Source organism: Rhodosalinus sp. (genome assembly GCF_046542825.1).
GTDB lineage: Bacteria > Pseudomonadota > Alphaproteobacteria > Rhodobacterales > Rhodobacteraceae > Rhodosalinus.
The window spans coordinates 1-10,520 of sequence record NZ_JBKHAQ010000095.1; the positions used below are offsets into that span (position 1 = coordinate 1).

General features: G+C 71.1%; 10 protein-coding genes and 1 pseudogene. 9 read left to right on the plus strand and 2 right to left on the minus strand.

Annotation, left to right across the window (positions count from 1 at the left end):
* Together ACLFOB_RS11780 and bchO are read left to right on the plus strand one after the other, a co-directional pair.
* Positions 1-656, plus strand: a 656-nt coding sequence (locus ACLFOB_RS11780; RefSeq protein ID WP_410926182.1) for a VWA domain-containing protein, incomplete at its 5' end; no start/stop codon positions are given.
* Positions 656-1,507 (plus strand): alpha/beta fold hydrolase BchO, encoded by an 852-nt coding sequence (gene bchO / locus ACLFOB_RS11785; RefSeq protein ID WP_410926183.1) that lies wholly within the window; start codon positions 656-658, stop codon positions 1,505-1,507. The genes ACLFOB_RS11780 and bchO, both read left to right, overlap by 1 nt.
* Positions 1,508-1,642: 135 nt before the next feature.
* Here bchO and crtC read toward each other — a convergent pair whose 3' ends face one another.
* Positions 1,643-2,518, minus strand: a complete 876-nt coding sequence (gene crtC, locus ACLFOB_RS11790) for a carotenoid 1,2-hydratase (RefSeq protein ID WP_410926188.1) — start codon at positions 2,516-2,518, stop codon at positions 1,643-1,645.
* On the minus strand, positions 2,473-4,056 hold the full coding sequence (gene crtD, locus ACLFOB_RS11795) for a 1-hydroxycarotenoid 3,4-desaturase CrtD (RefSeq protein ID WP_410926184.1): 1,584 nt from the start codon (positions 4,054-4,056) through the stop codon (positions 2,473-2,475). Before crtD ends, crtC begins: the two co-directional genes overlap by 46 nt.
* 124 nt (positions 4,057-4,180) lie before the next feature.
* On the opposite strand from crtD, the gene ACLFOB_RS11800 reads away from it, so the two are divergent.
* From ACLFOB_RS11800 to ACLFOB_RS11830, 7 genes and pseudogenes are all read left to right on the plus strand, one after another.
* Positions 4,181-5,047 carry a polyprenyl synthetase family protein gene (locus ACLFOB_RS11800; RefSeq protein WP_410926185.1) on the plus strand — a complete coding sequence of 289 codons (867 nt, stop codon included), beginning with the start codon at positions 4,181-4,183 and terminating at the stop codon, positions 5,045-5,047.
* Positions 5,048-5,050: 3 nt separating this feature from the next.
* Positions 5,051-6,217: a methyltransferase gene (locus tag ACLFOB_RS11805; RefSeq protein ID WP_410926186.1), complete on the plus strand. Its 1,167-nt coding sequence runs from the start codon at positions 5,051-5,053 to the stop codon at positions 6,215-6,217.
* 94 nt (positions 6,218-6,311) lie between these two features.
* Entirely contained in the window at positions 6,312-7,253 is a 942-nt protein-coding gene (bchC, locus tag ACLFOB_RS11810) for a chlorophyll synthesis pathway protein BchC (RefSeq protein WP_410916324.1), read from the plus strand.
* Positions 7,250-8,254, plus strand: coding sequence for a chlorophyllide a reductase iron protein subunit X (locus tag ACLFOB_RS11815; protein ID WP_410916323.1), 1,005 nt, complete (start codon positions 7,250-7,252; stop codon positions 8,252-8,254). Before bchC ends, ACLFOB_RS11815 begins: the two co-directional genes overlap by 4 nt.
* Complete coding sequence (locus ACLFOB_RS11820; protein ID WP_410916322.1) at positions 8,247-8,378, plus strand: hypothetical protein; 132 nt, start codon at positions 8,247-8,249, stop codon at positions 8,376-8,378. Before ACLFOB_RS11815 ends, ACLFOB_RS11820 begins: the two co-directional genes overlap by 8 nt.
* Positions 8,375-9,949 carry a chlorophyllide a reductase subunit Y gene (gene bchY / locus ACLFOB_RS11825; RefSeq protein WP_410926187.1) on the plus strand — a complete coding sequence of 525 codons (1,575 nt, stop codon included), beginning with the start codon at positions 8,375-8,377 and terminating at the stop codon, positions 9,947-9,949. The genes ACLFOB_RS11820 and bchY overlap by 4 nt, the downstream gene beginning before the upstream one ends.
* A gap of 118 nt (positions 9,950-10,067) precedes the next feature.
* Positions 10,068-10,520: pseudogene (locus ACLFOB_RS11830) on the plus strand (chlorophyllide reductase subunit Z); the annotation flags it as partial.

The window sequence follows — 10,520 nt, forward strand, 5'->3', positions numbered from 1 at the left end:
CGCCCTGGCAGACGATCCGCCGCCGGCACGAGCCCGGCGCGGGCCGCGTGCGCGTCCATGCCTCCGACATCCGCCTGCGGCGCTACGAGGACCGCTCGGACCGGCTTGTGATCTTCACCGTGGACGCCTCCGGCTCGCTCGCCATGACCCGGCTGAACGAGGCGAAGGGCGCCGTCGAACTGCTGCTGGCAGAGGCCTACGCCCGCCGCGACCACGTGGCCCTGATCGCCTTCCGTGGCACGGGCGCAGAGTTGCTGCTGCCGCCCACCCGCTCGCTGGTGCAGACCAAGCGCCGCCTCGCCGCGCTGCCCGGCGGCGGCGGCACGCCGCTGGCCGCCGGGCTTCAGGCCGCCGGCCTGCTGGCCCACCAGGCGCAGGGGCGCGGCCTTTCCCCGCGCCTCGCCATCCTGACCGACGGGCGCGCCAACGTGACGCTCGAAGGCGAAGGCGGTCGCGCGCAGGCCACGGAGGACGCTGCCCGCATGGCGCGCCTCCTGCGCGCGCAGGGCGTGCCGGCGCTGGTGATCGACACCGCCGCGCGGCGCGGGGATGCGGGCCGCACCCTCTCGGACGGCCTGGGCGCCGCCTATCTCGCCCTGCCGCGCGCCGACGCGCGCCGCCTCTCCGGCGCCATCGCGGACGCCCTGGGGGACTGATGGACTGGGCGCGCGACCTCTCCACATGGCCGCACGCGCAGGCCTCGCGCCGGATCGACCACCCGCCGCACCGCTGGCACGTGCAGGAAATGGGCAAGGGCGAAACCCTGCTCCTGATCCACGGCGCCGGCGCCTCGACCCACAGCTGGCGGGGGCTGATGCCCCTGCTCGCCGAACGCTGGCACACCGTCGCGCTCGACCTGCCCGGGCAGGGCTTCACGCGGGCCGGCACCCGCAGCCGCTGCTCCCTGCCGCTGATGTCCGACGACATCGCGGCACTCGCGCAGGCGCAGGGCTGGCACCCGAAGGCCGTGATCGGCCACTCCGCCGGCGGCGCCATCGCGCTTGAACTGGCCCGCCGGCTCGAACCACAGCCGAAGGTCATCGGCATCAACGCGGCCCTCGGCAACTTCGAGGGCGTCGCCGGCTGGCTCTTTCCGATGCTGGCAAAGTTCCTCGCGCTCAACCCCTTCTCTGCCAACCTGTTCACGCTGGGCGGCGCCAGCCTGGCCCGGACCCGCCGTCTGATCGGCTCCACGGGCACGACGCTGGACGACGAGGGGCTGCGCCTCTACGCCCGGCTGATCGGCGACCGCGGCCATGTCGACGCAACGCTGCAGATGATGTCGCAATGGCGGATCGACCCGCTCATCGACATGCTGCCCGGAATCGCCGCGCCCACGCTCTTCATCACCGGCGACCGGGATCAGGCGGTCCCCCCTGCCACCTCGGACCGCGCCGCCGCGCGGATGCCCGACGCCCAAGTCGTGCACCTCCCCGAACTGGGCCATCTCGCCCACGAAGAGAACCCGCAGGCCGTCGCACAGGAGATCGCGCGCTTCCTGGACTGAGCTGTTCGCGCCTTCGGCGCCCCGGTCCTTCCTCTTGCCCGAAATACCCCGGGGGTGAGGCCCGCCAGGGCCGAGGGGGCAGCGCCCCCTTTTTCGCGCCCTCCGCTGCTGCCGGTGCCGCCGGACGCCCGGCGCTCAGTCCGGAAACCGCCAGCCCGCCCGCCGCGGCACGCGCATGGCGAGCATCGGCTTGATCCACCGCGTGCGGAAGCGGGTGAGGTCCAGCGCCTCGTGCACGCCCACCGTCTCTTCCCCGTCGAGCCGCGTCTTCACCGCCGAGCGGCAGTAGAACGGCGCGTCCAGCATCGGCAGCACCTGCCGGGGGCGATAGCCCGGATCGGCCCGCGTCTCGCGTTTCACGGCCCAGAGCGAGCGGCGGAATCCGGCCTTCGGGTGCGGCTCGACCATATGCGCGCCGCCGTCGTGGTCGAAGTGGATCGCCTGTGCCAGCGTGCTGCCGTCGAGGCGCGTGGCGTCGTAGAAGCAGGTGGCACCCCCCGCCGCCGGGAAGCGGCCCCAGGTCCAGTAGGCGAAATCCTCCTCCAGCGCGCGGGTGCCGAAGTTGGCGTCGAAATAGCCGTGCCCCGACCACTGCCAGCCCGGCGCCTCGATCTCCACCTCGATGTCCGCGTTGGGCGCGAAGGGGCGCCAGAGATGCGCCTCGTCGGGCGTCAGCAGCATCTCGACCGAGCTCATCGCCACCGGTTTTACCCGGATCTGGCCGCGCACGCGGCTGACCAGCGGCAGCGAGGAGATCTCGTTCACGTCGATCACCAGCGCCCCGTCCCGCCAGTGCAGCGCCGAGGGACCCACGCGGAAGCTGTCGCGCGACTTCCTCAGCGCCTTCCGCCCCCGGTCGGTCATGGTGAAGCGCCCGCCGGGGCCATAGGTGGCCACGTTGATGCAGACGTGGTTTTCCGGGTCGTGCCTGCCCGACCAGCGGTACCAGGGCGAAAAGACCGAGCCTATGAAGGCGATGACCGATACGGCGCGGGAACCGTCGTCGCTGATCCCGTCGACGTACCACCAGGCGTAGCCGTTCGGCCCGACCTCGAGGTCGAAGTTCGGGCGCTCAGCATCGCCTCGGCCGCGTGCCGTGCGGAGAGGGTCGCCATCGGCACCCCGGCTCCGGGGTGCGTGCCGCCCCCGGCGAGGTAGAGGCCCGCCACCTTCGTCCGCGCGCGCGGACGGCCCAGCGCGGCCGTCATCCCCTCCGGGCTCTGGCCGTAGAGCGCCCCCATCGAGGCCGGAAACAGCGCCTCGAATCCCGATGGCGTCGTCAGGCTCCCTGGCCCCGGGATCGGATCGAAGCTCAACCCCATCCGGGTCAGCGTCTCGAAGGTGCGCGTCCGACATGATCCATACTCCTCGGCCGGGTGCGGGGGCCGCCCCAGCGGCGGCGCGTTCACGATGATCTCGAAGCGTTCGGGCGCAGGCACCGCGGCGGGTGTGCCGCGATCCTGCGCGCAGACATAAAGCGTGGGCTCGCGCGGGGGCAGGCCGCTGTGCAGGTATCCCCACTCCTCGGCGTAGTCCTTCGAGAAGAAGACGTTGTGATGGGCAAGCTCGACGCCCGCGGGGTTCGCCGCGAAGGCCCAGACCTGCGCCGACAGCGCGCGGCCCGTCTTCAGCGTCTGCGGCGCCACCTGCGCCACGTCCGGCCCGAGCGCGCCGGTGGCCAGCGCGCGCGGGTCGCCGTTGAAAAGCACCTGCGCGGCCGGCAGCCGCGCGCCGTCCTCCAGCACGACGGCCTGCACCCGGCCGTCGGGCGCCTCGATCCGGGCGACATGCGCGCCGTAATGGAATTCCGCGCCGCGTGCCGCCGCCAGCCGTTCCAGCGCGCGGGCCAGCGCGTGCATCCCGCCCTCGACCACCCAGACGCCGCGCGCCTCCGCCTCCCAGATCAGCCCAAGCAGCGCGGGCACGCGGTAGGGCGAGCCGCCGACGTAGGTCGCGTAGCGCCCGAAGAGCTGGGCAAGCCGCGGGTCGTCGAACTGCCGCGCCAGCGCCTTCGCCAGCGTTGCCTGCGGTGCCATGTCGGCCATCAGCCGCGGCCGGCGCATCACGGTCGCGGCAAGACGGGGCAGGGCGGGCTCTGCCGCCTGCATCATCGGCGCGTCGAAGGCGGAAAAGAGCCGCCGCGCGCGGGCGGCGAAGGCGCGGAACTGCGCCTCTGCCCGCGCGCCCGCGAAGGCGCCCACTGCCTCGGCGCTGGCCGCTTCGCTGTCGTAGAGGTCGAGCGTGCTGCCGTCCGGCCAGAAGTGCCGCGCGAGGATGTGCTGGCGGTGCAGCGTGACGTGATCCTCCAACCGCTCGCCCAGCGCGGCGAACAGCTCCTCGAACACCGGCCGCATCGTCAGCACGGTCGGCCCGGCATCGACGGGGCCGGCGGCACTGTCGATCACGCGCATCTTGCCGCCCGGCGTGGCGTGGCGTTCCAGCACGGTGACGGGGCGGCCGGCGGCGGCAAGGCGCGCGGCAGCGGCGAGCCCCGCGATGCCCGCGCCCACGATGATCGCGGGCCTGTCCGAGAAATTGCCCAATGCCATGAGGGAATTGTTGACTCGCCCGCGCAAACTGTCCAGTCTAATTTACACTTTGTCTGTAAACAGATGCAGACGGATTGACGCATGTCCCGCCCGCGCGGCGGGTTGAACCCAAGGGAGCGCCCGCATGGACCTTCTCGCGCGGATCGACAAGGCGGTGGCCCGCGCCATCGCGATCGGGCAGGGGGGCACGCCGCCCGCCCGGCTGGCCGAGGCGCTGCAGTACGCCACTGCGCCCGGCGGCGCGCGCATCCGGCCCACGATCCTGACCTCGGTCGCGCTGGCCTGCGGCGACGACCGCCCGGCGCTGACCGATGCGGCCGCCGCCGCGCTTGAGCTCATGCATTGTGCCAGTCTCGTGCACGACGACCTGCCCTGCTTCGACGACGCGGCGACGCGGCGCGGCAAGCCCTCGGTCCACCGCGCCTATTCGGAGCCGCTGGCGGTTCTGACCGGCGACAGCCTGATCATCCTGGCCTTCGAGGTGCTGGCGCGGGCGGCGGCGGAAGAGCCGCAGCGCGGCGCGCAGCTTGTGCTGACGCTGGCGCAGCGGTCGGGCATGCCCGGCGGCATCTGCGCGGGCCAGGGGTGGGAGAGCGAGCCGCAGGTGGACCTCGCCGCCTATCATCGCTCCAAGACCGGCGCGCTCTTCATCGCGGCAACGCAGATGGGCGCCATCGCGGCGGGCCACGAGCCGGAGCCGTGGTTCGAACTGGGCGACCGAATCGGCGAGGCCTTTCAAGTTGCCGATGACCTGCGCGATGCGGTGATGGACGAGGGCGCGCTGGGCAAGCCAGTCGGGCAGGACGCGGCGCACGGCCGCCCGAGCGCGGTCGCGGAGCTTGGCGTCGAGGGTGCGGCGAAGCGGCTGAAGAACATCCTTGCCGGCGCCATCGCCTCGATCCCCTCCTGCCCGGGCGAGGCGCGGCTCGCACAGATGGTCCGGATGCAGTCCGAGCGCATCATGCCGTCGGCCGTGCGGCACCTGGCCTGACGCATGGCTGACGTGGCGGAGGAGCAACGCGGGCCGCAGACGCGGCGCAGCCTGTCCACCGCCATCGCGCGACTCGCCGCGCGCCCCGGATTTCAGCGCTGGGCCGCAGCCTTCCCGTTCACCCGCCGCAAGGTCCGGCGCGAGGGCGAGGCGCTGATGGACCTCGTCGCCGGCTTCGTCCAGTCGCAGGCGCTGGCCGCGCTGGTCGAACTGCGCGTGATCGAGGCGCTGATGGAAGGGCCGCAGGGGGCCGCCCCGCTCGCCCGCGTGAATGACATTCCCGAACACCGGATGCAGGCGCTGTTGCAGGCGGGCGCCGCGATGGGCCTGCTCCGGCGCCGCCGCGACGGGCGCTATTCGGTCACGACGCGGGGCGCCGCGCTGACCGGGGTGCCGGGCCTGTTGCCGATGATCCGCCATCACGGCGCCCTCTACCGCGACATGGCCGATCCCGTGGCGCTGCTGCGCGGCGATTCGGAGACGGAACTGGCGCAGGTCTGGCCCTATGTCTTTGACGGCGGCGCGGGCGTCGATCCTGCCACCGCGCGCGCCTATTCCGACCTGATGACCCAGAGCCAGGCGCTGGTGGCCGAGGACACCCTGCGCCTGGTGTCGCTGAAAGGCGTCCGGCGGCTTCTGGACGTGGGCGGCGGCAGTGGCGCCTTTCTGCGGGCGGCGGCGGCAAAGGCGCCCGGTCTGGACATGATGCTCTTCGATCTGCCCCAGGTGATCGACGAGGCGCGGCATCGGATGAGCGCCGCCGGGCTGGAGGCGCGCACCGCTTTCCACCCCGGATCGTTCCGCGTGGGACCGCTGCCCGAGGGTGCCGACGCGATCTCGCTGATTCGGGTTCTCTACGATCACGAGGATGCCACGGTGCGCGACCTGCTGGCGAAATGCTTCGCCGCGCTGCCGCCCGGCGGGCGGATGATCGTGTCGGAACCGATGTCGGGCGGCGCGCGGCCCGACCGATCCACGGACATCTATTTTGCCTTCTACTGCATGGCCATGCGCACCGGGCGCACTCGCTCTGCCACAGAGATCGCATGCCTGCTGCGCGAGGCGGGCTTCGACGCGCCGGAAAAGCCCGCGGTTCTGCGCCCCTACGTCACCAGCGTGCTCGTTGCGACGAAGCCGGCCGCGGATTATGCGAAAAACCGTAACGGCTAATTGACAACGACAAGTGTAAAGCTAAACTGACACCTGTGTAGCCGGCATGTGCCGCGAGGCGACTCGCCGCCGGCCCCGGTCTGGGAGAGAGAGCATGGATACCAATGCCGTTCTGCTGAACGGTCCCAGGGACCTCCATCTCGGGACAGTGCCGCTCACGGTGCCCGGGTCGGGCGACCTTGTGGTGCGTATCGACCATTCCGGTATCTCCACCGGGACGGAAAAGCTGTTCTATACCGGGCAGATGCCGCCCTTTCCCGGCATGGGCTACCCGCTGGTGCCCGGCTACGAGGCGGCGGGCGAGATCGTCGAGGCCGACCCCGCCACGGGATACCGCCCTGGCCAGCACGTCTTCGTGCCGGGGGCCAACTGCTTCGACGGGGCCTTCGGCCTCTTCGGCGGCGCCGCACGCACGCTTGTCACCCAGGCCGACCGCGTCACGCCCATCGACGCGGCCTGGGGCGCGGAAGGCGCGCTTCTGGCGCTCGCCGCGACCGCGCGGCACGCGATGGCGGGGCTGGACAAGCAGGTGCCCGACCTGATCGTGGGTCATGGCGTGCTGGGCCGGCTGCTGGCGCGGCTGACCATCGCCGCAGGCGCGCCCGCGCCGACCGTCTGGGAAATTTCCGAAAGCCGCAGCGCGGGTGCAGAGGGCTACGAGGTCATCCGCCCCGAGGACGACACGCGCCGCGACTATCGCTCGATCTACGACGCCTCCGGCAACGCAGGCATCCTCAACGACCTGATCGGCCGCCTGCAGAAGGGCGGCGAGGTGGTGCTTGCGGGCTTCTATCCGGAGGGCCTCAGCTTCGCCTTCCCGCCCGCCTTCATGAAGGAGGCGCGCCTGCGCGTCGCCGCCGAATGGGCGCGCGAGGATCTGGCCGCCACGCGCGCGCTGGTGGAGTCGGGCGCGCTGTCGCTTGCCGGGCTGATCACGCACGAGGTTCCCGCAAGGGAGGCCGAGACCGCCTACAGGACCGCCTTCGAGGACGAGTCCTGCCTTAAAATGATACTCAACTGGGAGGATGCGGCGTGAAGGACGAAGTGCCGAATCTGAAGGATTTCGATCAGCGGTTGCGCGACGAGGCGGCCCAGGAGCCGACGCTCGAGGTGCCGGCCGAGGAGCCAACGAAACACACCCAGATCATCGCGATCTACGGCAAGGGCGGCATCGGCAAGTCCTTCACGCTGGCCAATCTCAGCCACATGATGGCCGAGCAGGGCAAGCGGGTGCTGCTGATCGGCTGCGACCCGAAATCCGACACCACCAGCCTGCTCTTCGGCGGCAAGGCCTGCCCGACGATCATCGAGACCTCGACCAAGAAGAAGCTTGCCGGCGAGGAGGTGAAGATCGGCGACGTCTGCTTCAAGCGCGGCGGCGTCTTCGCCATGGAACTCGGCGGGCCGGAAGTGGGCCGCGGCTGCGGCGGGCGCGGCATCATCCACGGCTTCGAACTGCTGGAGAAGCTGGGCTTCCACGACTGGGATTTCGACTACGTCCTGCTCGACTTTTTGGGCGACGTGGTCTGCGGCGGCTTCGGCCTGCCGATCGCGCGGGACATGGCGCAGAAGGTGATCGTGGTCGGCTCCAATGACCTGCAGAGCCTCTACGTCGCCAACAACGTCTGCTCGGCGGTGCAGTATTTCCGCAAGATGGGCGGCAATGTCGGCGTCGCCGGCATGGTCATCAACAAGGACGACGGCACCGGGCAGGCGCAGGCCTTCGCCAAGTCGGTGGACATCCCTGTCCTCGCCTCGATCCCCGCCGACGACGACCTGCGGCGCAAGTCGGCCTCCTACGAGATCGTCGGCACCAACGCGACCCAGTGGGGCGCGCTCTTTGCCGAGCTGGCCGAGAACGTCGCCGGCGCCCCCCCGACGCATCCGACGCCGCTCAGCCAGGACGGGCTGCTGGGGCTTTTCGACGGCAAGGATACCGGCGCGGACTTCGTGCTTGAGCCCGCCACCGACCAGGACATGCGCGGCAAGAACGCGGTCGTGAAGGAATCGCTGGAGGTGATCTATGACGATGCGTGATCCCCAGGACGAAATCCGCCACGCGCAGCTTCGCCGCCTGGTCGAGACGGCGCGGCCGGACCAGCTGCGCCGCCTGATGGACGACATCCGCAAGGCCCCGAGCGACGAGGGGAGGGCGGCATGACCGACGAGGTGCGCTACGACGATGCCGCGGACGCGGTGGTGATCGAGGGCGAGCGCCGCAGTGCGCCTCGGGGCGATGCGGCGCCGGCCCCCGGCACGGATGGGCTTGGCTGCCATTCCGGGGCCGAGATGGAAAAGGCCGCGCGCATGGCCGGCCAGTCCGAGATCCTGGACCAGTATGCCAGGGACTACCCGCAGGGTCCGCACGACAAGCCGCAGAGCATGTGCCCGGCCTTCGGCAGCTTGCGCGTGGGCCTCAGGATGCGCCGGGTGGCGACGATGCTGTCGGGCTCGGCCTGCTGCGTCTACGGGCTGACCTTCGTGAGCCATTTCTACGGCGCGCGGCGCTCGGTGGGCTATGTGCCCTTCAACTCCGAGACGCTGGTGACCGGCAAGCTTTTCGAGGACATCCGCGACGCGGTCTACGAGATGGCGGACCCCGACCGCTTCGACGCGATCGTGGTCACCAACCTCTGCGTGCCGACCGCCTCCGGGGTGCCCCTGCGGCTTCTGCCGGACGAGATAAACGGCGTGCGGATCGTGGGGATCGACGTGCCGGGCTTCGGCGTGCCGACCCATGCCGAGGCGAAGGACATCCTTGCCGGCGCGATGCTGAACTACGCCCGCGCCGAGGTGGAGGCCGGGCCGGTGGCCGCGCCCGAAGGCGGGCGTGGCTCGCGGCCCACGGTCGCCATGCTGGGCGAGATGTTCCCGGCCGACCCGATGATGATCGGCCGGATGCTGGACCCCATGGGCCTGGCCGCCGGGCCGGTGGTGCCCTGCCGCGAGTGGCGCGAGCTTTACGCTGCGCTGGACAGCGCGGTGGTCGCGGCGATCCACCCCTTCTACACCGCCGCCGTCCGCGAGTTTCAGGCGGCGGGCCGGCCCATCGTGGGCTCCGCGCCCGTGGGCCACGAGGGCACGGCCGCATGGCTCAAGGCGATCGGCGAGGCGCATGGCGTTTCCGCCGAGAAGATCGCCGCGGCGCAGAACGCCGTCCTGCCGGCTATCAAGGGCGCGCTGGAAGGCGCGCGGCTGGAGGGGCGGATCACGCTTTCGGGCTACGAGGGCAGCGAGTTGCTGGTCGCACGCCTGCTGGTCGAGAGCGGGGCCGAGGTCGCCTATGTCGGCTCGGCCTGTCCCCGGACGCCCTGGAGCGAAGAGGACGCTGCCTGGCTCGAGGCGCATGGCGCCAAGGTGAAGTTCCGCGCCAGCCTCGAGGACGACTGCGCCGCGATGGAGGCGGTGCAGCCCGACCTCGCCATAGGCACGACGCCTGTGGTGCAGAAGGCCAAGGAGCTTTCGATCCCCTCGCTCTACTTCACCAACCTGATCTCGGCCCGGCCGCTGATGGGGCCGGCCGGCGCAGGCTCGCTCCAGCAGGTGATGCGCGCGGCGATGGAGAACAGGGACCGCATGGCGCACATGAAGGCCTTCTTCCACGGCGTGGGCGAGGGCGAGACGGCGGGCATCTGGGAAGGCGCCCCCAACCTGCACCCGGAGTTCCGCGAGCGGCACCAGAAGAAGCTGGAGAAGCAGGCGCGCGCGGCGAAGGCGGAGCAGATGATATGAGCGCCGCGGTTCGCAATCAGCCCGTAGGGTGCGTGCTCGCACGCACCGTCTGGCGCCGGGGTGGGTGCGTGCGAGCACGCACCCTACGCGTCACCTCCGAGAACGACGGGAGGGCCACATGCTGATCCAGGATCACGACCGCGCGGGCGGCTACTGGGGCGCGGTCTATGCCTTTACCGCGGTCAAGGGCCTGCAGGTGGTCATCGACGGTCCGGTGGGCTGCGAGAACCTGCCGGTGACCTCCGTGCTGCACTACACCGACGGGCTGCCGCCGCACGAGCTGCCCATCGTGGTGACGGGACTGGCCGAAGAGGAGCTGGGCCGCGACGGGACCGAGGGCGCGATGAAGCGCGCCTGGGACACGCTGGACCCGGCATTGCCTTCGGTGGTGGTGACGGGCTCCATCGCCGAGATGATCGGTGGCGGCGTCACGCCGCAGGGCACCACCATTCAGCGCTTCCTGCCGCGCACCATCGACGAGGATCAGTGGGAATCGGCCGACCGGGCGATGACCTGGATCTTCACCGAGTTCGGCATGACCAAGGGCCGGATGCCGCCCGAGAAGAAGCGC

Bases quoted from the DNA above. Each gene is read 5' to 3' on its own strand.
- bchO (WP_410926183.1), top strand. From the start codon at position 656: ATGGACTGGGCGCGCGACCTCTCCACATGGCCGCACGCGCAGGCCTCG.
- crtD (WP_410926184.1), bottom strand. From the start codon at position 4,056: ATGGCATTGGGCAATTTCTCGGACAGGCCCGCGATCATCGTGGGCGCG.
- ACLFOB_RS11800 (WP_410926185.1), top strand. From the start codon at position 4,181: ATGGACCTTCTCGCGCGGATCGACAAGGCGGTGGCCCGCGCCATCGCG.
- ACLFOB_RS11805 (WP_410926186.1), top strand. From the start codon at position 5,051: ATGGCTGACGTGGCGGAGGAGCAACGCGGGCCGCAGACGCGGCGCAGC.
- bchC (WP_410916324.1), top strand. From the start codon at position 6,312: ATGGATACCAATGCCGTTCTGCTGAACGGTCCCAGGGACCTCCATCTC.
- ACLFOB_RS11820 (WP_410916322.1), top strand. From the start codon at position 8,247: ATGCGTGATCCCCAGGACGAAATCCGCCACGCGCAGCTTCGCCGCCTG.
- bchY (WP_410926187.1), top strand. From the start codon at position 8,375: ATGACCGACGAGGTGCGCTACGACGATGCCGCGGACGCGGTGGTGATC.